We start from the raw sequence: 21733 nt of genomic DNA, 5'->3' as shown, positions 1-21733 counted from the left end.
CCGACAGCGTACGACCGGTCAGCGGCGCCGTCGCATGAAGTACGCCCCGAACAGCGCGCCGATGATGCCCACTGCGAGCAGCGCCGCCCACAGCGGCATCGTCACCAGGGGGATCAGCAGCCGGATCTCGGTCTCGCCGGTGTTCTCGAAGATGAAGATCAGGGCGAGGACGACGAGCACCAGCACGGCGACCCGGGTGGGAGTCATCGCCCCGCGCACGCCACCCCGGCGCCCGTCGACCTTCCTGCCGCTCTCCGACGTCTTCGCGGTCATACGTCCAGGATGCTCCCGGATCGGCGATCACGCACGGTGAGCGGCCACCACATGCGCTCAGCCGAGCACCGGCAGCTGGAGAACCCCCGTGTCCTGGGGCGCACTGACCACGGTCACCGGCTTGATCCCCCGGTGCCCGAAGTACGCACCGTCACTCGCCGCAATCACGAACCGCAGCCGGTGCCCCTTCTCGTACCGGTGCACGATCCCCGGCAGGGTCACCGTGAAGCTCTTCGTCACGTCGGGCACCCGCACCGGTGCCACCAGCCGGTGTACCAGCGTCCGGGTGCCGTCGGGCGCCACGTCGTACAGCTTGGCGAACAGCACGAGCTTGTCGGCGGCGTCCGCCGAGGCCTGCGTCCGCTCGGCCATCGGGGAGACGACCTTGAGCGTGGCCCGGGGCGCACCCACCACGTCGGTGGTGCGCGTGAGCGGCTCGCTGGTCCAGCCGAGGTAGGTGCCCTCGGTGTCGTACGGCGCCGGGTCCGGGATGCCGAGGAGTGCGGCGAGTGAGCTCTCCGAGTGGCTGGTGGGGGTCAGCCAGTTGGTGTACGTACGGCTGCCTCCTGCCACCTTGCGGCGGTCGTCGACGAGTTTGCCGTCGCCGGAGAGGTAGAGCGTCCGGCTGAGCGCGGGGACCCGGTCGGCGGTGGCGTACGTGTTGTCGGGGTCGTCGATCCAGTCGCGGTAGTAGGCGAAGGCCGGCCCGGTGTCGACGTTCTTCTTCCCCAGGTAGCGGTCGAACCAGGCGAGGATGCGCCGGCCGACGTAGCTGGTCTCCAGGTTGCCCTGGCCGAGGTTGAGTTCACCGGCGGCCGGGTCGGTGAGGCCGCCGCTGTGGCCCCAGGACTGCCAGATCATCTTCGTCGGGTCCCCTGTTCCTTGAGGGTGTTGTACGTCGCCGTCGCCTCGTTGAGGTTGAACAGGCTGTCGGCCTGGCCCTGGACGAGGAGGGTGGGTGCCTTGACGCGGTTCAGGTACGACACCGGGGAGACGCTGCGTGCATAGGCCAGTAGCTCCGCGGTCTGTTTCGCCGGGTAGCGGCCGGAGTTGAGCGTGCGGATCGTGTCGCAGGCCTTGGTCACGAAGTGCAGACAGGCCAGGGAGTTGATGCGGGAGGGGTCGAGTCCTGCCTCCAGCAGCGGCTGGCCCTCGCCCATGAGGTAGAAGCCGTTGGCCCACTGCCATTTGAATGCGCCGGGCACGCTGCCGCTTCCGACGGCGTTGTTGGGGTCGAGGGAGTACGCGAGGTCGTTCCAGGTGATCATCGGCGCCAGCGCGTCGAGACGCTGGTCGACGGCCGCCGTGGCCAGCTGCACGGCCCCGCCGTAGGAGCCGCCGGCCATGCCGACGCGCGGGTCGCCGGGGGCGTCGAGGGTGACGAAGTCCGCCTTGGTGCCGTCGTCGGCGGCGCGCCCGCCACCCAGGAAGTCGATCAGCCGCGAGGCGGCGACGCCGTCGATGGTGGGGTCGTCGAGCGAGATCAGGCAGCCGGACCTGCCGAAGCCCAGGCCGGAATAGATCAGGGAGACGTAACCGCGCTGGGCGAAGGCCTTTCCCATGGCGTCGGTCGAGCCGTCGGACTTGCTGCCGCCGAAGCCGTTGGTGGCGAGGACGGCGGGCGCGGGGTGGGCGCGGTCCACGCTCGCGGGCCGGTACAGATCGGCGTCGACGGTGCAGGTGCGGCCGCCCGCCTGAACCGTGAACTTCAGGGCCGTGACGGTGAACTGGCCGCTCGCGGCGGCCGGAGCGGTGAGCGCGAGGGGTGCGGTGAGCGTGGCGCCGAGGACGAGGGCAAGTGGGGATCGAAATCTGGGCACGCGACGGGACACGGAGACCTCCACACTGATGCACGCTGAGGACAGCCCGGCTTACCGGCCAGTAAGTACCGGCCAGTTGTCATGGTGTGACACGTGTCAAGCGAGGTCAATCGCCGTGACGGGGGTTTCTTGACGGAGATTCAGTGAACTGTGCGCTCAGCGCAGAGCGGGCTCGCCGAGGATCAACGTCCCCGCGTCGGCGTCGAGTTCGGCGCTCGCGCCGAGGGGAATCGTCAGCGCTCCTTCACCGTGCCCGAACCCGAACTCCTCCACAACGGGCACACCGAGGCCACCCAGCCGGTCCAGGAGCAGCGCACGCACCCGCTCGTACGGCTCGCACTCCTGCCACGACCCGAGCAGCACGCCGCGCACGCCCTCGAACAGACCGGAACGCAGAAGTTGGGTGAGGTAGCGGTCGAGCCGGTAGGTCTCCTCCCCCACGTCCTCCAGGCACAGCAGACCGCCGCGTGCGGAGGTCCGGGCGTACGGGGTCCCGACCTCGGCGGCGAGCAGGCAGAGACAGCCGCCGAGCGTGACTCCCCGCGCCCGCCCGGGGATCAGCGCCGAGCCGGTGGAGGCGATCGTGAGCACCGACTCCGGCTCGAACAACGTGGCCCTCAGATGCTCCTGCGCCCGCGCGTTCTTGATGAAGTCGACGCCCGCGGCCATCGGACCGTGCAGGGTGACCAGGCCGAGCCGGTTGGCGAACGCCTCGTGCAGCACGGTGACGTCGCTGAAGCCGACGAACACCTTGGGTCCGGCCGCCCGCATCGCCTCCCAGTCGAGGAGGTCGACCAGGCGCTGCGCCCCGTAGCCGCCCCGAGCGCACAGCACGGCGTCGACGGCCGGATCGCACCAGGCGCTCTGCAGATCGGCGGCCCGGTCGGCGTCCGTGCCCGCCAGGTACGCCAACTCGCCGTGCCGGTCGAGCACATGGGGCGCCACCACCGGGTCGAGGTCCCAGCCGCGCAGCACGTCGAGGCCGGTCCGCAGCCGTTCCTCGGGCACGGGTCCGCTGGGCGCGACGACGGCCACGCGGGCGCCGGGGGCGAGCCTGGAAGGGCGGACGAGTGGCTTCACTTGGCGAGTTCCAGTCTGGGGACGCCGGGCGGGTTGAGCCCGAACACCTGGGCGTACAGGGAGAGTTCGGACTCCAGGACGCGGATCATCGTCTCCGCCCGCCGGAATCCGTGGCCCTCCCCCTCGAAGGCGATGTAGGCGTGCGGGACCCGGCGCCCCTCCATGCGGGCGAGGAACCGCTCGCACTGGGTCGGCGGGCAGATCACGTCGTCGAGGCCCTGCAGCAGCAGGAAGGGCACGGTGAGACGGTCGGCGTGCGCCGCGGGCGATCGTTCCGCGTACCGGCCCGGCACCTCGGCGAGCGGTCCGATCAGGGATTCCAGATACTGCGACTCCAGGTCGTGGGTCTCCCCGTCGCCCCAGCCGGCCAGGTCGAGGATCGGGTAGAGGATCGTGCCGCAGGCGTAGACGTCGGTGCTGGTGAGGGACGCGGCCGTGGTCCAGCCGCCCGCGCTGCCGCCCCGGATGGCGAGCCGGTCGCGGTCGGCGGTGCCCTCGTCGGCCAGGGCCAGCGCCACGGCCGCGCAGTCCTCGACGTCGACCACGCCCCACTGCTCGCGCAGCCGGTCGCGGTACGCCCTGCCGTACCCGGTGGAGCCGCCGTAGTTGACCTCGGCGACCCCGATGCCGCGCGAGGTGAAGTAGGCGATCGACAGGTCGAGGACGAGCGGCGCACGGCCGGTGGGGCCGCCGTGCGCCCAGACGACGTACGGCGGCGGTGTGTCGCCGGGGGCCACGCAGCCGGGGTTGTGCGGCGGGTAGATGTGGGCGTGAACGTCGTCGCCGGCGGGGCCGGTGAAGGTGCGGATCTGCGGCTCGGGGTAGTGGGCGGGGTCGACGGCGTCGTCGTGCTCGGCTCCGATGACCCGGGCCCGGCCCGTGCAGGTGTCGAGTTCGACCACCTCGTAGGCGCTGCGGGGGCTGGCTCCGACGGCGACGACCCGCTCGCCGTACACCGCGAGGGTGGGCGCGAACTCGGTCCAGGGTCCGGCCGCGTCGACGACCTCGCCGGTCTCGGGGTCCAGTATGCCGAGGGCGGTCGAGCCGCGCCCGTGCACGACGGCGACGGGGCCGCTCGCCAGGGGGGCGAACCAGCGCAGGCCCGGTTTCCACAGCGGTCCGCTGAACTCCTCCTCACGCGGACAGAGCGGTTCGCCGTCGCGGTAGAGGTTCCACCAGCCGCTGCGGTCGCTCGCGTACAGCAGCCGGCCGTCGGCCGACCAGTCGGCCTGGGCGATCGCCTCGTCCGGGCCACCGGCGACGGTCCGCGGGGCGTCGAGCGTGCCGTCGGCGCCGACGTCGGCGACCAGCAGCTCCGTGCCGTCCCACGGCATCCGAGGATGGTCCCAGACGAGCCACGCCGCGCGCCGCCCGTCGGGCGAGAGCCGCGCTCCGGTGATGAACCGGTGCCGGCCGTCGGTGAGTTCGCGTACGGCGTCCCGGTCCCCGGCAGCCGAGCCGTCCAGCGGGACCGCGGCCAGGACGCGCCGCACGTCGGTGGGCCCCTCGCCGGTGAACTCCTCCAGGACGCACCACACTTCACCGAGGTCGAGCCGCAGCTGCGGCTCCGCCCAGCGCAGTCCGCCGCCCACCGAGGACACGGGGGTGATCGGACGTGGCTCGGCGCCCTCCTCGTACCGGTAGAGGCGCTGGTCGGCGAAGTTGACGAAGACGACGAGCGGCCGGCCGTCGACGACCTCTCCGGCCCAGGGCTGTCCGCCGTACTCCACGACCCGGCTGCGCACGTTCCACGGTGCCGGCAGCACCGACTCCTCCGTGCCGTCGGCCCGCCGCCGCACCAGCGTGCGCCGCCCGCCCTCGACGGGACGCGGCTCGGTCCACCACGCCTCGTCGCCGACGAAGCCCACGTACTCGGGGTGCCCGTCGTGACTGGCGGCGAGGGCCGCGTCGATGGGCGAGGGCCAGGAACCGTACGCCAGCGTCTGCACTGTCTCCCCTTTTCTCGCCTAGGCCGACCGCAGGAAGCGGTCGAGAACGCGGACGCCGAAGTGCAGCGCCTCGACCGGCACGCGCTCGTCGACGCCGTGGAACATGGCCCCGTAGTCGTACCCGTCCGGCAGCCTCAGCGGTGAGAAGCCGTAGCCGGTGATGCCGAGCCGTGAGAACTGCTTGGCGTCGGTGCCGCCGGGCATGCAGTACGGCACCGTGTGGCCCTCGGGCGCGAACTCCTCGACGGCGGCGCGCATTTTGGCGTACGTGGGTGAGTCCACCGGTGACTGGAGGGCCACCTCGCGATGGTGGAACTCCCATTCCACGTCGGGCCCGGTCAGCTCGTCGACGGTCGCGCGGAACTCGTCCTCGAAGCCGGGAAGGTAGCGCCCGTCGACATAGGCCACGGCCTCCCCCGGAATCACGTTGACCTTGTAACCCGCCTCCAGCATGGTCGGGTTGGCGCTGTTGCGGACGGTCGCCTCGACGAGCCGGGCCGCCGGGCCGAGCTTCTCCAGCAGGCCGTCCACGTCGTCCAGGTCGGCGTCGAGACCGTACAGCGCGGCGAGTTCGGTGAGGGCGGCGCGCACGGTCGGGGTCAGCCGCAGCGGCCACTCGTGGGCGCCGATCCGGGTGACGGCGGCGGCGAGGCGGCTCACCGCGTTCTCCCGGTTGGGCCGGGAGCCGTGCGCGGCCCGCCCGCGTGCCGTCAGCTTGATCCAGCCGGTGCCGCGCTCCCCTGCCGCGAGCGGGTAGATCTGCCGGCCGCTGCCGTCGTGGAAGGTGAACGCGCCGGACTCGCCGATGCCCTCGGTGCAGCCCTCGAACAGCTCCGCATGCCGGTCCGCGAGAAATCCGGAGCCGTCCTCGGCGCTCGCCTCCTCGTCGGCGGTGAACGCGATCACGATGTCCCGCCGGGGGCGTACGCCCTCGCGGGCCCAGGCCCGGACGACGGCCAGGATCATCGCGTCCATGTTCTTCATGTCGACCGCGCCCCGGCCCCACACGACCCCGTCGCGGATCTCCCCGGAGAAGGGGTGCACGCTCCACTCGGACGCCTGCGCGGGGACCACGTCCAGATGACCGTGGACGAGCAGCGCGTCCGCCGACGGGTCGGTGCCCTCGAACCGGGCGACGACGTTCGTGCGTCCGCCGGTGCGCTCCAGCAGGGTGGGGGCCAGGCCCGCGTCGGCCAGCAGCGCGGCGGCGTACTCGGCGGCGGGGCGCTCCTGGCAGTCGCCGCCGCCGCGGTTGGTCGTGTCGATGCGGATGAGGTCGGACGTGAACGTCACGACCTCGTCCAGTGCCTGCCCGTCAGCCATACTGCTCCTCCACCGCGGCCGAGACGATCGTGGTGACCGCCTTGAAGGTACGGATTCCCTCGTACATGCGTTCGCTGGTGTACGCCACCTTGCGCTCACCGATCCGTGCGACACCGGGGACGACGGTGGCGGCCATCGCGAGGTGCTCGGCGTCGAACTCGACCGCGATGGTGAACGGGCCCTCGCTCACCGGCTCCTGACGGACCGCCAGCCCGGCCGCCTCCTTGGCCGCGGCGCGGATGTCGGCCGCGGTCCTGGCCGGCGTACGGCACACGGCCGCGTACCGCGAGACATGGTCCTTGACGGCGACCTTCAGTGCCTCGGGCGCGTACCCGAGCGCGTCCTCGCAGGCCACGTCGTCGCCGGTGACGAGCACGACGGGCACGCCGTACTCGGCGACGACGTGCGCGTTCAGCAGCCCCTCGCTCGCCCGTACGTCGTTCAGCCACACCCCGGTGATAGAGTTCGCCAGGTAGGTGTGCGCGAGGACGCCCTCCGTGCCGGCGCCCGCGTGGTAGCCGACGAAGGCGATGCCGTCCACGTCGCCGTGCTGCACGCCCTCGACCATGGACAGCGTCTTGTGCCGCCCGGTGAGCATCTCCGCCCGCTCGTCGAGCCGTTCGAGCAGCAGATTGCGCATGGTCCAGTGGGCCTCGTTGATGAGCACCGTGTCGGCACCGCCGTCGAAGAATCCCAGCACGGCGGCGTTGACGTCCGAGGTGAACATCCCCCGGCACCGCTCCCACTGAGGCGTCCCCGGCAGCACGTCGGCCGGCCAGGTCACGCCGGTGGCGCCCTCCATGTCGGCGCTGATGAGGATTCTCATGCTGCTTCACGTTACGCGTCGGCGAGGCAACTTCCTACGAGACAGCAGGAGGCCGGCCCACCCGATCAGGAAGTCGGCAAGGGCCAGGTGGCGACCGGATCGCTGGTGGGGTGGGAAGAGCCCGCGCTCGGTTCGACGGTGACGGCGAGTGCGGCGGCGGCGCCGGGCGGGGGAAGGAACGCCGACTGGAGGCCGGCCTTGGCGGCGAGGAGCCCGGCGGGGCGGACGGCGTCGCCGGGGTCGACGTACCACATCTGGTAGGTCTTGTCCGCGGGCAGCGGGGCCAGGTCCTGGCAGAAGTAGACGGCCTCGTTCAGCTCCCGTGAAACCGCCACGGTGCCGGATCCGCCGTAGGCCAGGTCTTTCTTGACGAAAGTGGTGTCGGGAGCCGCGAAGAGCCGGCCGAGGTCGGCGGCCTGGCTCCGGGCCTCCTGGCGCGCCTCCCTCGCCTCCCGCGCCTCCTGGTGCTGCCAGGCCGCCAGACCGCCGAGCGCGGCCGCCGCGGCCAGGCTGGCGGCCAGTGCGAGATGCAGCAGAGGCGGTGTGGATCGTCGGATGCGGCGGCCGTCCGCCGGACCGGGAAGCTTCGGAGGGAGCTGGGGGGTCCGGGCCACCTCGGCGAGGACGCGTTCCTTCAGACGCGGCGGCGGGGTGCGGGCTGCCGCGAGCGCGAGCCAGCCCGCGGCCTCCTGCTGACGGAGCGTCTCGTGGGCGCAGTCGGGACAGTCGGCGACATGGCGGCGGAAGGCCTCCCGTTCCTCCCGGGTGAGCGCGTTCACCGCATAGGCACCCGCGAGGTCGTGTGCATCGTGCGAGTCGGCTGTCATCACGGCGGAGCTCCCAGGCAGTTCCGCAGACGGGTCAGAGCCCTGCGCAGACGGCTCTTGACGGTGCCGAGGGGCAGGGACAGCCTCGAAGCGATCTCGGTATGGGTCAGACCCTCGTAATAGGCGAGCACCACCGGCTGCCGCAGCTCGGGCTTGAGCTCCTTCAGGCACGAGCGGACCTGTTCGCATTCACCGAGCGCCTCCACCGCGTCCACGACGTCGTCGAAGGCCGGCGTCGACTCGTGCTGGGAGACGGCGCGCTCGCGCTCGGCGGACCTCTGCAGCGTGCGGACGCTGTCCACGGCTCGGTGGTGAGCGATTGTCAGCATCCAGGTCATGGCGTGCCCGCTCTCGGGCCGGTAGCGGGGGGCGCTCTGCCAGACCTCCAGCATGACCTCCTGGGTGACCTCCTCGGCGCGCGCGGGGTCCTGAAGGACCCGGCACGCGATTCCGTAGATCGGTCCGGCGGCCGCGTCGTACAACCGGGAGAAGGCGTCCTGACTGCCCGCAGCGACGGACACCAACAGGCGATCCGTCTCGGACGTACCGATGTGCCGGGCCCCGGAAGCCTCCCGCTTCGCCACACCCTCTCCCACCTGTGCAAATGCCCCGATCCAGCATGTTCGGTTCACCCACCCTTCTTTAAGTGTCCGAGTCCCGGCCGTCGTCCGCATCCCGCAGTGACGCGAGGCGGGCGGCCAGGGAACCGGCGGTGACCCGGCCGCCGCCCCCGAGCACGTCGTCGCCGTACAGGGCCTGGACCCAGTTGGCCTGGTAGACGGTCTCCAGGTAGCGCTCGCCCAGGTCAGGGGCGATGGCCACCGCGGTCAGATCGGCCGGGTCGTGCGCGGCCAGCCAGCGCGTCGCACCGCTGACGACGGTGCCGGTGGAGCCGCCGAAGAGGAATCCGCGTCTGGCCAGGCGGTGGCAGGCGCGGATGGTGTCCGCCTCCTCGACGTGCACCGCCTCGTCGACGTAGGACTCGTCGAGCAGGGGCGGGCTCACGCTCATGCCCAGGCCGGGAAGCATGCGACGGCCCGGGGTCCCGCCGAAGGTCACCGAGCCGGCGCTGTCCACCGCGACGATGCGGACGGGCCGGTGCCACTGCCGGAAGAAGCGGGCGCAGCCCATCAGGGTTCCGGTGGTGCCGGCCCCTACGAACAGGACGTCCAGTCCCGGGAACGAGCGGGCGATGGCCGGTGCGGTCCTGCGGTAGTGCGCTCGCCAGTTGCCCGGGTTGGTGTACTGGCTGAGCCATACGTACCGGTCGTCGAGGGCGGACAGTGCGCGTACGTAGTCGAGGCGTGCCTGGAGGAAGCCGCCGTCGGCGCTCGGCTCGGTGACCACGTGCACCTGGGCGCCCAGGGCCTCCATCACCAGCCTGGTCGACAGGTTGCAGCGGGAGTCCGTCACGCACAGGAACCGGTAGCCCTTGCTGGCGGCGATCATGCTGAGTGCCACGCCCATGTTGCCCGACGAGGACTCCAGCAGGACCGACCGCGGGGTCAGAACCCCCGCCCGTTCGGCAGCCTCCACCATCTCGGTGGCGGGCTTCAGCTTGATCGAGCCGGCGAAGTTGAAGCCTTCGCACTTCAGGAAGAGCGTGTGCCCCAGTATCGGCTGGAGGTCGACGTAGAGATCCTCCTCGTTGAAGGTGTAGGGGGCGGATATGACTGACACGATGGCCTCCGCGGATTGAAGAGCAACCGGGCCCGGACGGTGTTCACCCGTACCGGCTCAGCTCATGGAAGAAGCCGTCGACGACGTGCAGCTCGCCGGAGCCGGCCACCTCGTCGTAGACGTACTTGCCGACTGCCAGGTCGAGAACGCCGAGGCCGAAGGGCGAGAACACCACCGTCCGGTCCGCCGACGGCGACACGCGCCCGGACATCACGTCCGCCAGCGTCCCCGTCACGAAGTCGCGGTTGCCGGTGAGCTGTTCGGCCAGGTGGACGGAGGTGTCCGCCCTCAGACAGTGCTCGACGTCGTCGACGATGTTGTCCGAGGCGAGCACGGCCTCGGGAGCCAGATCGCGCAGCGACACGTGCAGCACGAGCGGACGGTGTGCGAACCACGACGGCTCGTGGATGTGCGGCCGGGCGGCGACGGTGGCGAACACGACCAGGTCGCTCTGGCGTATCAGCTGCTCGGCACTGTCGTGCAGGACGATCCAGCCGGTGGCGCCGGACTGCTCCAGGTAGCAGCGGAACCCGGCGGCGCTGTCGGCGGACACGTCGTGCACGCCGATGGTGTCGAACGACCAGCCGGTCCCGGTCAGGAAGGTGTGGATGTAGCGGGCGATCAGGCCCGTCCCGATGAAGCCGACACGGGTCGGGCGCTCCCGGCCACGGCTGAGTCGGTCCGCCGCCAGTGCCGCCGACGCGGCCGTCCTCGTGGCGCTGATGATCGAGGCTTCCATGCAGACGAACGGGTAGCCGGTGTGGCGGTCGTTGAGGACGAGCACCGCCGAGGCCCTCGGGATGCCGGCGGCCACGTTCTGCGGAAAGCTGGAGATCCACTTCAGGCCGTCCACCCCTGCCTCCCCGCCGATCGAGGCGGGCAGGGCGATGATCCGGGACGACGGGCGGTCGGGGAAGCGCAGGAAGTGGGACGGCGGGTTCACCGAATCACCGTCGTCGTGCAGCCGGTAGGTTTCCTCGACCACCTCCACGATCTGCTTCTCGCGCCCTCGCAGCGCTTGCTGGACCTGGCCGCCCGGCACGATCGCGAAGGGCGGCACGGCGGCCGGCCCGGACGGTGCGGACTCCCAGGTGCCGGAACGGATGGTGGTCATCGGGTGATCACCTCCACGGTCGGCGAGCAGTCGGCCAGGCGGACCGCGTCCGCCATCGCGACGAGCACCTCGCGCGGCCCCTCGTACGGCTCCCTGCTGTGGGCGGTGCGGATGTTGTCGACGAGCATCAGGTCGCCGGCCTGCCACGGCTCGCGCACGGTGTGGGACTGGTAGACGTCGTTCAGCAGCTGCACGGTGTCCTCGCCGATCGGTGCGCCGTTCCCGTAGCGGGTGTTGAACGGCAGCCCGTCGGCGCCGTAGATGTCGACGAGGTACTCGCGTATCTCGGGGGCAAGGGTCCACTCGTTGAGGAACGCGATCTGGTTGAACCAGCAGCGCCGGCCGGTGACCGGGTGCCGCACCACGGCGCTACGGCGCTGCCAGGTCCGCAGTCCGCCGTCGGGTTGCCACTCGAACTCGATCGCGGCCGCCCGGCAGTAGCTCTCGACCGCACCGCGGTCCTCACTGCCGAAGGCGTCGGTCAGGGACGCCCCGATCTCCTCGTTGTAGTTGCGGGTGAGCAGCCAGCCCTCTCTCAGGAACCGCTCGACGAGATCGGTGGGCAGCGCGCCCAGCACGGTCGGTGCGTCGGCCAGCGCGGTCGCGCCGCCGGCGTCGGGGGCACTGAGGCAGGCGAACAGCATCAGACCGGGGAACTCCAGGGTGTAACTGAGTTCATGGTGCATGCACATCGGCTGGTGCGGTGGCCACTTCGACGAGGAGTACACGCCGTCGGCGTAGGTCCGCCGGGATGCGAAGGCCTCCCTCTCGGTCATCAGACCGGCGGCCAGCCGCCGGAAGACGGCGGCGGTCCCGGCCTGGTCGCCGAGCCCGAGGCCACGGACCAGGGCCGAACCGTGCTCGGCGACGACGGCGCGCACCGCGTCCCGGTGCTCGGCGGCCCAACTCGCCGCGTCGCCGGTGGAGCCGGCGCGCACGATGGGGGGTTTGCCGGGCTGAAGGTCGACGTCGAGCGTCGGCACCGGGGGCGAGGTCGGCATCTCGGTCTCCTTTCGGTCGCGGGTTCAGGAGGAAGCCGGTGGTGCGGGGCCGACGCCGGCCGCGGAGGCCGGGGGCGCGGCGGCCGGGGACCTGCCGTTGACGACGCGGGCCAGGTCGGCCAGCACCGGGTGGCGCGTGAGGTCCTTGATGTCCACGGCACGGTCCAGGGCGATCGCGAGCCGTACGGCCGCGAGGGAGGTGCCGCCACGGTCGAAGAAGTGGTCGTGCCGGCGGATCGTGTGCTCCGGTATGCCGAGGACCTGAGCCCACAGGACGGCCAGCCGCCGTTCGGTCGGCGTGCGGGGCGTGTCGCGGCCCTCCTCGGCCATGTCGAGCCCGGTGCCGGCGGCTCCGGGATCCGGCACCACGGCGCTGACCTGCGCGGCGAGCGCGGTGAGCCCCTTCTTGTCGACCTTGCCGTTGGCGGTCACCGGCAGGTTCTCCTGCCAGTGGAACTCGGAGGGGACCATGTACTCGGGCAGCGACCGTCCCAGCCGGTCCCTGAGGTCGGCGTCCTCCAGCGGGCCGTCACCGGAGTAGAAGGCCACCAGGCGTCCGCCCTGGCCGGCCCCCTCGACGGCCACCACCGCGCCGTCGCGGACGCCGGGTGCCCGCAGCATGGCGCTCTCGACCTCGCCGATCTCGATCCGGAAGCCGCGGATCTTGACCTGGGTGTCCTGGCGGCCGAGGAACTCCAGCTTGCCCCCGGGCACCCAGCGGCCGTAGTCGCCGCCCCGGTAGAGCCGCCGGCCCGCGCGGTGCGGATCCGGTACGAAGGCCTGCCGGGTGCGCTCGGGGTCGTTGACGTAGCCGCGGCCGACGCACACCCCGGAGAAGACGATCGCACCGGGGGCGCCGAGCGGCACCGGTGACAGGTGCTCGTCCACGACGCGGACGTGCACATTGCTGATCGGCGAGCCGAGCGAGATCCGTCCGTTGTCCGGCGCCCGGTCCAGCACCTCGTGGTTGGTGTCGTCCGACGTCTCGGTGAGCCCGTACGCGTTGACCAGCCTGATGCCGGGCTCGGCCGCGAACCAGCGCTGCACGAGCTCCCATTTCAGTGCCTCGCCGGTGACCGACACGCATCGCAGGTCCGGCAGCGCACGCGGGTGCCGCTCCAGGTAGGCCACGACCGCGTCGAGGTACGACGGCACGACCTGGAGGACGCCGACCCCGCCGCGGGCGATCGTGTCGACGAACCGCGGGACGTCCAGGATCGCGTCCTGTTCCACGAGCAGGGTCCGCCCGCCGGCCAGCAGCGCGGAGACCAGTTGCCACAGCGAGATGTCGAAGCACTGGGGCGCGGTCTGGGCGACCACCTGCCCCTCGCCGATCCCCAGGTCGTCGATCTTGGCGTAGAGGTGGTTGAGCATGCCCGCGTGCTCGCACATGGCTCCCTTGGGCTCGCCGGTGGAGCCGGACGTGAAGTAGATGTAGGCGAGTTGGTCCGGTGCGACGCCGACGCCGAGGTCGGAGTCCGCGTGGCCCTCCGCGTAGGCGGCGTCGACGGACAGCGCCCGGACCGCGGGCAGCGCGTCGAGGGCCCGGTCGAGCATGGCGGTGCTGCCCGGCTCCGTCAGCACGAGCCGGCACCCGGCCCGCGTGAGCATGGTCGCGATGCGGTCGGCCGGGAAGTGCGGCTCGACGGGCAGGTACACCCCGCCGGCCTTGAGGACCGCAAGGACGGCGGCCGTCCAGTCCAGGTTCCGCTCGGTCACCACCGCGACGACCCCTTCACGGCCCAGCCCCCGCGCCAGGAGGGCACACCCCAGCCGGTTGGCCCGCGCGTTGAGTTCCCGGTAGGTCCACCGCTGGTCGCCGTGTACGGCCGCGACGGCGTCGGGGTGCGTCCTGACGCGTTGCTCGAACAGCTCGTGGAAGCGGTGGTCGGGCAGTTCGCGGCGGGGTCCGGCGAGTCCTTCGAGCTGGAAGCGGTGCTCCTCGGCCGAGAGCAGGCTCTGCCGGTCGTGCGCGGCGTCCGGATCGGCCGCGATGAGCGTGAGCGCGGTGAGGTGGTAGCCGACGATCCTCGCGGCGCAGTCCGCGTCGAGCGCGTCGGTCCGGTACCGCAGCCGCAGCGTGGGCGGCTCGCCCGGCCGCGGTGTGCCCAGCCGCAGCACGGCGTTCCCGGCGAGTTCGCCGCCGTCGCCGATCGGATCGAACTCGGCCTCGCCGGCCGGTCCGGGCAGACCCGCCGCACGCCGAAGTCCGTCGACGGGGAAGTCCTTGTGCAGCAGCAGTTCCGACTCGGTCCGGTGGGTGTGGAGCACCAGCGTCCGCCACGAGCCGGGGTCGACGGTCAGCCGGCAGGGCAGCGGCGACGCGGCCGGTACGGCGACGTAACCGGTCGTGACCTCGTGTTCGCCGGACAGAGCGGCGAGAACCTTGGCGTGCGCGGCGAGCAGCACCGTGCGCAGGGGTACCGCCAGATCGTCCGTCAGGCGGCTCAGCGCGTCCGTCAGATCCTGGGGAAGCGGCGCCTCGTGCGTGGCGACACCGGACACCGGGTCGAGGGTCCACCGAGGGACGGTGGTGACCCCGCCGGCGGCGAGCACATCCCGCCAGTACGCCCGGGCGGCGTCCGCAGCCGCGGTCGTCGATGCCGTCGATGCCGTGGATGTCATGGGGCCGACCTCACCTCGTCCTCGCCGTACGAGCGGATCGGCCGTGCCGGATTCCCGCCCCACCAGGCCTGCTGCGGGACCGCCTCCCCCTTCATCAGGAAGGAGTCCGGGGCGAGCACCGCACCGTCGCCCACCGTCACGCCGTAGTGGACGAAAGCGCCTACCCCGAGGGTGCATCCGGAGCCGATCGTGCTCCGGTCGGACTTGAAGGCGCCGTCCTCCTGCGAGTGGCACTGGACCACGCTTCCCAGGTTGAGCGTGCAGCCGTCCCCGATGGCGGCCATGGCCCGTTCGGTCAGATGGCAGCCGTCGTCGAAGACCATGCGGCCGAGCCGCACCCCCAGCAACCGCCAGGCGACGTTCTTGAACGGGGTGCCGTTGAGCATCCTCAGGTACGTCTCCGACGGCACCTTCCAGTAGCGCTCGTGCTGCCAGAAGTCCGGCGTGTAGATCGAGCAGAAGAGGGGTTTCAGGGGACGGACCGCTGTGACGACGCGTTCGACCAGCACGAAGTACGCGATGGTGCACAGCACGACCAGGAGGTCGGCCAGCATGAGCCCGGACACGCCGAGCGGCCCGTACAACTCCGCGGCCGCCGTGACGAGAAGGATGAGAACGAAGGCAAAGATCCAACGCGACAGCAGGTACCAGGCCATGGTGGCGACGTTGTGCCTGTTCTTGGCGGCAAGGCCGCGCCGCAGCTCCTCACGGCCCTTGAGCCGGTCGAACGTGCTGTCCCGCAGCACCGAACGCGGAATCTCGAAGCTCGGCGAGCCCAGCAGGCCGACGCCTTCGCGGACCTCCCCGTCGACCGGCACCATCACCTTCGTCGCGAGCAGGCAGTTGTCGCCGGTCCTGCCCCGCGTGGGATACGCGATCCGGTTCCCGAGGAAGTTGCGCGGCCCGATCGACACCCGGGACACCCGGAACGCGGTGCTGGAGAAATCGGCGTTCATGATCGACAGGCCGTCGGCGACCATCGTGCCGCGCCCGACGAAGCTCAGGTACGGCGTCTCGTGCTTCATCTCCGTGCCGAAGTTCGACCCGGTCTGCTCGACGCGGGAGAGGTCGTATCCGAGGCCCCGCAGGTAGTGGACGATGGCGGAGCTGTCACCGAACAGACGCTTCAGGAAGCGCCAGTTGGTCAGGAGCGTGATCGTCCGGTGCACCTCGAAGTGGAAGCCGTACAGACGGTAGGTCCTGCCCGGCGTGATGGTCAGGCTGAGCAGGCGCGGAAGGGCGGTCAGGACGAGGAGACCGGCGGGTACGGCGCCGAAGACGAGCACGAAGGACATCGCCAGGGCTTCGAGGTAGAACGATCCGTCGGCGAAGACCGCGGGTCCCGGCTCCAGAGCCGTGCTGAGCTGCGGGACCTCGACGAGCAGCGCGGCCACCCCGCCGACCGCCAGGGGTACGTACACGGCCAGCGCGAGCAGCAGTTGCACAACGCTGTGGGTCGCTCGGCGCACCGCGCCGCAGCGGGCCCGGCCCACCACCTGGTAGTCCACGTCGGTCCGCTGTGCCGGGGACCCGTGCCAGTGCTCGCCGTCGGGCACCGTCTGCCCGCGGTGCAGTGAGGAGGCGTGCCCGAGCTGGGCGCCGTCGCCGAGCGATGTGTCGATGTCGAGGACGGTGGCCTCGCTGACCAGCACGTTCCTGCCGATGGTGACGGGGCCCGTCTGGATCTGTCCGGCGTGCGCCCGGTAGCAGGAGAAGAACGAGTCCTTGCGGATGACCGTGCCGTCACCGATGGTGAACAGGTCGGTGCACACGGGCACGTTCCGGGAGAGGACCACGGCGCCCCGCCCGACCTTCGCGCCCAGTGCCCTGAGGTAGAGCAGATAGAGCGGGGAGCCGCTGAACAGCACCATGGGATCCGCCCGCACCAGCGTCTTGACGATCCAGAAGCGGACGTACGCCACGCTCCAGACGGGTATGCGCTGAGGCGTCCACCGGCCTACGAGGGTCCACTTCACGAGGACGGGGAGGACGCACAGGACCAAAAACACCGCACCTCCGAACAGGACCGAGCGCAGGTACACGTCGAGTGCGCCCGATCCGGCGGAGATCCACCCGTAGCCCAGGGCGGTGCCGAAGGCGAGGAGGTAGACGTACGCCAGGAAGGCCAGGAACTGCAGGACGCCGCACAGGACGTACTGCCGCTTGCCCGCCGCGGCCGGGGCCGGGGCCGGGGCCGGGGACTCCGGTGCCGTGAGCACAGCCGCCGGTTCGGACCGGGGCACGGGCTCGGCATCCGCGAGCGCCGTCGCCAGGCTCCTGATCGTCGGGTGGCGATAGACGTCCCTCATCGACACCGACGGCAGATCCGCGCGCTTCCTGACTCGTGCGCAGAAGTGCGCCATCACCAGTGAGTCGGCGCCCAGGTCGTCGAAGAAGTGATCGTCGACCGGAACCTGCTCGCTCCGCACGACCTCGGCCAGCACCGCGGCCAGGGTTCTCTCGATGCCGGCCGGTTCACCGCATCCGTCCAGCAGGGCCGTGGATTCCTCCATGCACTTGATTCGGCACCGGAGCGCGGACAGATCACCGCATTCACAAACTTCTGGTAAGTGATCCGCATACGGTTACCCAGGGTTCACGCACGGTTGCGGAGTTGGCGGACCGCCCGCCCCGGCCCTGCGGCGCGCGAACGCCCCTTTTCACGCCCCCGAGGCGCGCTTGTCAGCCACCCTGTGCGGGCACTACTGTCACCACGCCTTGGTGAACGGGAAATCCGGTGTGATGCCGGTGCGGCCCTCGCCACTGTGAATCGGGAAGTCCGGCTCTGGCCCTCACGGGCAGCCACTGGGTCCTTCGGGACCCGGGAAGGCGGAGCACGGGCGGTGGTACCCGTCAGCCAGGAGACCGGCCAAGGCGCGTCAACCATCCACGAGGTGCTGGAGAGGGTCTGCTGAGCCATGCACATAGCCGAGGGTTTCCTCCCGCCGGCGCACGCGGTCGCCTGGGGCGTCGCGTCCGCGCCGTTCGTAGTCCACGGAGTCCGTTCGCTCACCCGTGAGGTCAGGGAGCACCCCGAGAGCACGCTGCTCCTCGGCGCCTCCGGAGCCTTCACGTTCGTCCTGTCCGCGCTGAAGCTGCCCTCGGTGACCGGCAGCTGCTCGCATCCGACCGGCACCGGGCTGGGCGCCATCCTGTTCCGGCCACCGATCATGGCGGTACTGGGCACCATCACCCTGCTCTTCCAGGCGCTGCTGCTCGCGCACGGTGGCCTGACCACGCTCGGCGCCAACGTCTTCTCGATGGCGATCGTCGGCCCCTGGGCCGGATACGCGATCTACAGACTGCTGCGCCGCTACGACGTGCCGCTGATGGTGGCGGTGTTCTTCGGGGCGTTCGTCGCCGACCTGTCCACCTACTGCGTCACGAGCGTCCAGCTGGCGCTCGCGTTCCCCGATCCGAGCAGCGGATTCCTGGGCGCGCTCGGCAAGTTCGGCTCCATCTTCGCCGTCACCCAGATCCCCCTCGCGGTGAGCGAGGGACTGCTCACGGTGCTCGTGATGCGGCTGCTGGTGCAGTCCAGCAAGGGCGAGCTGACCCGGCTGGGCGTGCTCCTCGCCAAGAAGCAGTCCCGGACCGAGACCGAGGCGGTGGCCCGATGAGCAAGAGCCCGATGAGCAGGAACACGAAGATCAACGTCCTGCTGCTGATCGTCGTGGCCGCGCTCGCGGTCCTGCCGCTGGCCCTGGGCCTCGGCGATCACAAGGAGGAGCCCTTCACGGGCGCCGACGCCGAGGCCGAGACCGCGATCACCGAGATCAAGCCGGACTACGAGCCCTGGTTCTCGCCGCTGTACGAGCCGCCGTCCGGTGAGATCGAGTCGGCCCTGTTCGCCCTCCAGGCGGCCCTCGGCGCCGGTGTCCTCGCCTACTACTTCGGCGTGCACCGGGGCAGGCGGCAGGGCGAGCAGCGGGCGCTGGAGCGGTCGCGGGACGCCGAGAGCGGGGCCGGTGGCGCCGCGCCCGCCGAGGAGTCCACGGCCGAAAGGGCCTGACCCCTCGTGCTGCCGATCGACGCGGCGGCGCACAGCAGTCGCTGGCGCCGCCGTCACCCCGTGGACAAGGCCGTGCTCGGGCTCGGTCTCACCCTGCTCGCGATCTCGCTGCCGCCCTGGCCGGGCGCGGCCCTGGTGCTCCTGACGTCCCTCGTGGTGCTGCTGGGCCCGGCGGGCGTGCCGGGCCGGCGGCTGTGGCGTGCCTACCGCGTGCCGCTGGGCTTCTGCGTGACCGGCGCGGTCACCCTGCTCGTCCAGGTCGGCGGGCCGGAAGGCTTCGTGTCCCTCGCGGACGACGGCCCGCTGCGCGCCGGGGAACTGCTCCTGCGCACCTCGGCGGCCTCGCTCGGGGTGCTGCTGTTCGCCTTCACCACCCCCATGTCCGACCTGCTGCCCCGCCTCGTGAAGGCGGGGGTGCCCGCGCCCGTCGTGGACGTCGCCCTGGTGACGTACCGCATGAGCTTCCTGCTGCTGGACTCCGTGCGCCGCATCAGGGACGCCCAGGCCGCCCGGCTGGGGCACACGAGCCGGGCCGCGGAGTGGCGTTCCCTGGCCGGGCTCGGCGCGACCGCCTTCGTACGGGCCTTCGACCGGGCCACCCGGCTCCAGGCCGGGCTCGCCGGGCGCGGCTACGACGGCACCCTGCGTGTCCTGGTGCCCGAGGCCCGGGTCTCCGCCCGCTTCACGGCCGCAAGTTGCGCCCTCCTCGCGGCGCTGGCCGCCCTCACCCTCGTACTGGAGAAGGCCCTGCCATGAGCGAGCCCATCGCCCTGGTCGCCCTGCGGGGCGCGTCCTACGCCTACGAGGACGGCCCCGTCGTGCTCAGCGGCCTCGACTTCGACGTGCGCGAGGGGCGCGCACTGGCGCTGCTCGGTCGCAACGGCAGCGGCAAGACCACGCTGATGCGGCTGCTCAGCGGCGGACTCAGGCCGCACGACGGCCGGTTGACGGTGCAGGGCACGCCCGTCACGTACGACCGCAAGGGGCTGACCCGGCTGCGGACGACCGTCCAGCTGGTGGTGCAGGACCCGGACGACCAGCTCTTCGCCGCGTCCGTCGCCCAGGACGTGTCCTTCGGCCCGCTGAACCTCGGCCTCTCCGACCCCGAGGTGCGGGTGCGGGTCGCCGAGGCGCTCGCCGCGCTGGACATCAGTGCGCTGGCCGACCGGCCCACGCATCTGCTGTCGTACGGGCAGCGCAAGCGCACGGCCATCGCCGGCGCGGTGGCGATGCGGCCCCGGGTGCTGATCCTGGACGAGCCGACTGCCGGGCTCGACCCGGACGGGCAAGAACGCCTGCTCGCCACGCTCGACGGACTGCGCTCGAGCGGGACCACGGTGGTCATGGCCACCCATGACGTCGATCTGGCCCTGCGCTGGGCCGACGACGCGGCGCTCCTCACCCCGTCCGGCGCACGCATCGGGGCGGCACCAAAGATGCTGGCCCGCACCGACCTCCTCCAGCAGGCCGGCCTGCGGCTCCCATGGGGGGTCGCGGCGGCCCAACTCCTGCGGGCGCAGGGGCTGTTGGGTGACGCGTCGGCGGGCCCCCGCACCCCGGACGACCTGGCGGCGCTCGTCCCGGCACCGGAGTAGCGGCCGTCCCGACACGACATATATGCCCGCCAAGGGCATCAATGTCTTGAATGTTTCGCAGCTCCCTGTTGTATGGATTCACGTCCAAAGGGAGTGAGGGAACATGGCCGAAGACATCGCGGACGCGGGCCCGCCGCAGGCCGCGGGCTTGAAGCCCGATGCGATCGGGTTCGTCGACGCGCTCGTCATCGGGCTCAACGCCACCTCGCCCGCGTACTCGCTGGCCGCGGCCATCGGCCCGGTCGTGGCGCTGGTGGGTGTCTACGCCCCCGGCGTCATGCTCGCGTCGTTCGTCCCGATGCTGCTGATCGCCTCGGCGTTCTACTACCTCAACAAGGTCGACCAGGACTGCGGGACGACCTTCTCGTGGGTCACCCGGGCGATGGGCCCGTGGGCCGGCTGGCTCGGCGGCTGGGCCATCACGATGACCGGAGTCCTGGTGATCGGCTCGCTGGCGGACGTGGCGGTGACGTTCGCCCTGCTGGCCTTCGGTCTCGACAGCTGGGCCGAGAACGAGTTCGTGCGCCAGCTGCTCACGGTGCTGCTCATCATCGTGATGACGGCCGTGTGCGTCATCGGCACCGAGGTGTCGGCGCGGGTGCAGAACGTCCTCATCCTCGCGCAGGTCGCGTGCCTGATCGCGTTCGCCGTGGTGGCGCTCTACAGGGTCTACGCCGACACCGGCACCCTCGACGCCGTCGACCCGGCGTTCAGCTGGCTGGACCCCTTCGGGGCGGGCGGTGCCGGGCTGACGGCCGGCCTGCTGCTGGGCGTGTTCATCTACTGGGGCTGGGAGTCGGCGGTCAATCTCACCGAGGAGGTCGAGAACTCCGCCACCGCTCCGGGCAAGGCGGCCGTCTGGTCGACGGTCATCCTGCTGGTGACGTATGTGGCGGTCGCCTACGCGGTCGTCGCCTACGCGGGGCCGGCGTTCCTGTCCGAGAACGCCGCGGAGGAGGAGTTCATCTTCGCCATCCTCGCGGACGAGGCGATGGGCGGCTGGGACTGGGTGGTGCTGCTGGCGGTCTCCACCTCCGGGCTCGCCTCCACGCAGACGACGATCATCCCCGCCTCGCGCACGGCGCTGTCCATGGCCCGCCGGCACGCGCTGCCGTCCCACTACGGTCACATCAGCCCGCGTTTCCGCACCCCCGACGTGAGCACGTGGTGGGTGGCCGGCATCGCCATCGCCTGGTACTTGATCGTCCGTCAGATCAGCGAGAACGCCCTCTTCGACTCGCTCACCGCGCTGTCCCTGCTGATCGCGTTCTACTACGCGCTCACGGGCATCGCCTGCGCCGTCTACTACCGCCGCCATCTCACCGAGAGCCTGCACAACTTCCTGCTCATCGGCCTCGGCCCGCTGATCGGTGCCGGACTGCTGGTCTGGCTGCTCGTCGAGTCGATCGGCGACATGGCCGATCCCGAGAACTCCTACAGCGGCGTCTCGTGGTTCGGGCTCGGCCCGCCGCTGGTCATCGGCATCGGCATCACTCTCGCGGGGGTGATCCTCATGATCGTGTGGCGGCTGATGGCCCCCACCTTCTGGGAGGAACGCCCCGAGGTTGCCGACCCCGATCTCGTGCACGGCGACAAGGAGCACTGAAG

17 protein-coding genes, 1 pseudogene and 1 riboswitch are annotated in these 21733 nt (G+C 71.2%); of the genes and pseudogenes, 5 read left to right on the top strand and 13 right to left on the bottom strand.

Annotated elements, in window-relative coordinates; translation table 11 throughout:
- Window positions 1-18: 18 nt before the first annotated feature.
- The 13 genes and pseudogenes from ACZ7L5_RS04800 to ACZ7L5_RS04740 form a co-directional block, all read right to left on the bottom strand.
- On the bottom strand, window positions 19-273 hold the full coding sequence (locus ACZ7L5_RS04800; RefSeq protein ID WP_391396318.1) for a LapA family protein: 255 nt from the start codon (window positions 271-273) through the stop codon (window positions 19-21).
- 57 nt (window positions 274-330) lie between these two features.
- A pseudogene (locus tag ACZ7L5_RS04795) lies at window positions 331-2105 on the bottom strand (CocE/NonD family hydrolase).
- A gap of 144 nt (window positions 2106-2249) precedes the next feature.
- Window positions 2250-3173, bottom strand: a complete 924-nt coding sequence (locus ACZ7L5_RS04790; protein ID WP_471514376.1) for a S66 peptidase family protein — start codon at window positions 3171-3173, stop codon at window positions 2250-2252.
- Window positions 3170-5122 (bottom strand): prolyl oligopeptidase family serine peptidase, encoded by a 1953-nt coding sequence (locus ACZ7L5_RS04785; RefSeq protein ID WP_471514375.1) that lies wholly within the window; start codon window positions 5120-5122, stop codon window positions 3170-3172. Before ACZ7L5_RS04785 ends, ACZ7L5_RS04790 begins: the two co-directional genes overlap by 4 nt.
- Before the next feature lie 18 nt (window positions 5123-5140).
- A complete protein-coding gene (locus tag ACZ7L5_RS04780; RefSeq protein WP_471514373.1) occupies window positions 5141-6445 on the bottom strand; it encodes a M20/M25/M40 family metallo-hydrolase in 1305 nt (434 codons plus the stop codon).
- Window positions 6438-7271 carry a M55 family metallopeptidase gene (locus tag ACZ7L5_RS04775; protein ID WP_328878207.1) on the bottom strand — a complete coding sequence of 278 codons (834 nt, stop codon included), beginning with the start codon at window positions 7269-7271 and terminating at the stop codon, window positions 6438-6440. Before ACZ7L5_RS04775 ends, ACZ7L5_RS04780 begins: the two co-directional genes overlap by 8 nt.
- Before the next feature lie 65 nt (window positions 7272-7336).
- On the bottom strand, window positions 7337-8098 hold the full coding sequence (locus ACZ7L5_RS04770; protein ID WP_471514371.1) for an anti-sigma factor: 762 nt from the start codon (window positions 8096-8098) through the stop codon (window positions 7337-7339).
- Window positions 8098-8682 (bottom strand): ECF RNA polymerase sigma factor SigK, encoded by a 585-nt coding sequence (sigK, locus tag ACZ7L5_RS04765; RefSeq protein WP_471514369.1) that lies wholly within the window; start codon window positions 8680-8682, stop codon window positions 8098-8100. Before sigK ends, ACZ7L5_RS04770 begins: the two co-directional genes overlap by 1 nt.
- Window positions 8683-8740: 58 nt before the next feature.
- Window positions 8741-9778 (bottom strand): 2,3-diaminopropionate biosynthesis protein SbnA, encoded by a 1038-nt coding sequence (gene sbnA / locus ACZ7L5_RS04760; protein WP_471514368.1) that lies wholly within the window; start codon window positions 9776-9778, stop codon window positions 8741-8743.
- 43 nt (window positions 9779-9821) lie between these two features.
- Window positions 9822-10892: a 2,3-diaminopropionate biosynthesis protein SbnB gene (gene sbnB / locus ACZ7L5_RS04755; RefSeq protein WP_471514366.1), complete on the bottom strand. Its 1071-nt coding sequence runs from the start codon at window positions 10890-10892 to the stop codon at window positions 9822-9824.
- Window positions 10889-11893: a TauD/TfdA family dioxygenase gene (locus ACZ7L5_RS04750; RefSeq protein WP_471514364.1), complete on the bottom strand. Its 1005-nt coding sequence runs from the start codon at window positions 11891-11893 to the stop codon at window positions 10889-10891. Before ACZ7L5_RS04750 ends, sbnB begins: the two co-directional genes overlap by 4 nt.
- A 24-nt stretch (window positions 11894-11917) precedes the next feature.
- On the bottom strand, window positions 11918-14518 hold the full coding sequence (locus ACZ7L5_RS04745) for a non-ribosomal peptide synthetase (RefSeq protein ID WP_471514363.1): 2601 nt from the start codon (window positions 14516-14518) through the stop codon (window positions 11918-11920).
- Window positions 14515-17031, bottom strand: coding sequence for a Pls/PosA family non-ribosomal peptide synthetase (locus tag ACZ7L5_RS04740; protein WP_471514361.1), 2517 nt, complete (start codon window positions 17029-17031; stop codon window positions 14515-14517). Before ACZ7L5_RS04740 ends, ACZ7L5_RS04745 begins: the two co-directional genes overlap by 4 nt.
- 189 nt (window positions 17032-17220) lie before the next feature.
- Window positions 17221-17406: riboswitch (cobalamin riboswitch) on the top strand.
- 30 nt (window positions 17407-17436) lie between these two features.
- Between ACZ7L5_RS04740 and ACZ7L5_RS04735 the strand changes: the two genes are divergently transcribed.
- The 5 genes from ACZ7L5_RS04735 to ACZ7L5_RS04715 all read left to right on the top strand — a co-directional run bounded on the left by ACZ7L5_RS04735 (window position 17437) and on the right by ACZ7L5_RS04715 (window position 21731).
- Complete coding sequence (locus tag ACZ7L5_RS04735) at window positions 17437-18138, top strand: energy-coupling factor ABC transporter permease (RefSeq protein WP_471514359.1); 702 nt, start codon at window positions 17437-17439, stop codon at window positions 18136-18138.
- Window positions 18139-18149: 11 nt separating this feature from the next.
- Window positions 18150-18530, top strand: coding sequence for an energy-coupling factor ABC transporter substrate-binding protein (locus ACZ7L5_RS04730; protein WP_467483441.1), 381 nt, complete (start codon window positions 18150-18152; stop codon window positions 18528-18530).
- A 6-nt stretch (window positions 18531-18536) separates the two neighbouring features.
- A complete protein-coding gene (gene cbiQ, locus ACZ7L5_RS04725; protein ID WP_363039849.1) occupies window positions 18537-19286 on the top strand; it encodes a cobalt ECF transporter T component CbiQ in 750 nt (249 codons plus the stop codon).
- Window positions 19283-20125 carry an ATP-binding cassette domain-containing protein gene (locus ACZ7L5_RS04720; protein ID WP_471514357.1) on the top strand — a complete coding sequence of 281 codons (843 nt, stop codon included), beginning with the start codon at window positions 19283-19285 and terminating at the stop codon, window positions 20123-20125. Before cbiQ ends, ACZ7L5_RS04720 begins: the two co-directional genes overlap by 4 nt.
- A 103-nt stretch (window positions 20126-20228) precedes the next feature.
- Window positions 20229-21731, top strand: a complete 1503-nt coding sequence (locus ACZ7L5_RS04715) for an APC family permease (RefSeq protein ID WP_471514354.1) — start codon at window positions 20229-20231, stop codon at window positions 21729-21731.
- Window positions 21732-21733 lie beyond the last annotated feature (2 nt).

This window comes from Streptomyces sp. NPDC107528, assembly GCF_055639295.1.
The sequence above is the reverse complement of the archived record's forward strand: the minus strand, read 5'-3'. Positions and strand labels throughout refer to the sequence as shown.

What these genes read in the sequence shown, in the direction of transcription:
- ACZ7L5_RS04720 (WP_471514357.1), top strand. Translation starts at nt 19,283, where the DNA reads ATGAGCGAGCCCATCGCCCTGGTCGCCCTGCGGGGCGCGTCCTACGCC.
- sbnB (WP_471514366.1), bottom strand. Translation starts at nt 10,892, where the DNA reads ATGACCACCATCCGTTCCGGCACCTGGGAGTCCGCACCGTCCGGGCCG.
- ACZ7L5_RS04735 (WP_471514359.1), top strand. Translation starts at nt 17,437, where the DNA reads ATGCACATAGCCGAGGGTTTCCTCCCGCCGGCGCACGCGGTCGCCTGG.
- ACZ7L5_RS04745 (WP_471514363.1), bottom strand. Translation starts at nt 14,518, where the DNA reads ATGACATCCACGGCATCGACGGCATCGACGACCGCGGCTGCGGACGCC.
- ACZ7L5_RS04800 (WP_391396318.1), bottom strand. Translation starts at nt 273, where the DNA reads ATGACCGCGAAGACGTCGGAGAGCGGCAGGAAGGTCGACGGGCGCCGG.
- ACZ7L5_RS04775 (WP_328878207.1), bottom strand. Translation starts at nt 7,271, where the DNA reads ATGAGAATCCTCATCAGCGCCGACATGGAGGGCGCCACCGGCGTGACC.
- ACZ7L5_RS04780 (WP_471514373.1), bottom strand. Translation starts at nt 6,445, where the DNA reads ATGGCTGACGGGCAGGCACTGGACGAGGTCGTGACGTTCACGTCCGAC.
- ACZ7L5_RS04715 (WP_471514354.1), top strand. Translation starts at nt 20,229, where the DNA reads ATGGCCGAAGACATCGCGGACGCGGGCCCGCCGCAGGCCGCGGGCTTG.
- ACZ7L5_RS04730 (WP_467483441.1), top strand. Translation starts at nt 18,150, where the DNA reads ATGAGCAGGAACACGAAGATCAACGTCCTGCTGCTGATCGTCGTGGCC.
- ACZ7L5_RS04750 (WP_471514364.1), bottom strand. Translation starts at nt 11,893, where the DNA reads ATGCCGACCTCGCCCCCGGTGCCGACGCTCGACGTCGACCTTCAGCCC.
- ACZ7L5_RS04740 (WP_471514361.1), bottom strand. Translation starts at nt 17,031, where the DNA reads ATGGAGGAATCCACGGCCCTGCTGGACGGATGCGGTGAACCGGCCGGC.
- ACZ7L5_RS04770 (WP_471514371.1), bottom strand. Translation starts at nt 8,098, where the DNA reads ATGACAGCCGACTCGCACGATGCACACGACCTCGCGGGTGCCTATGCG.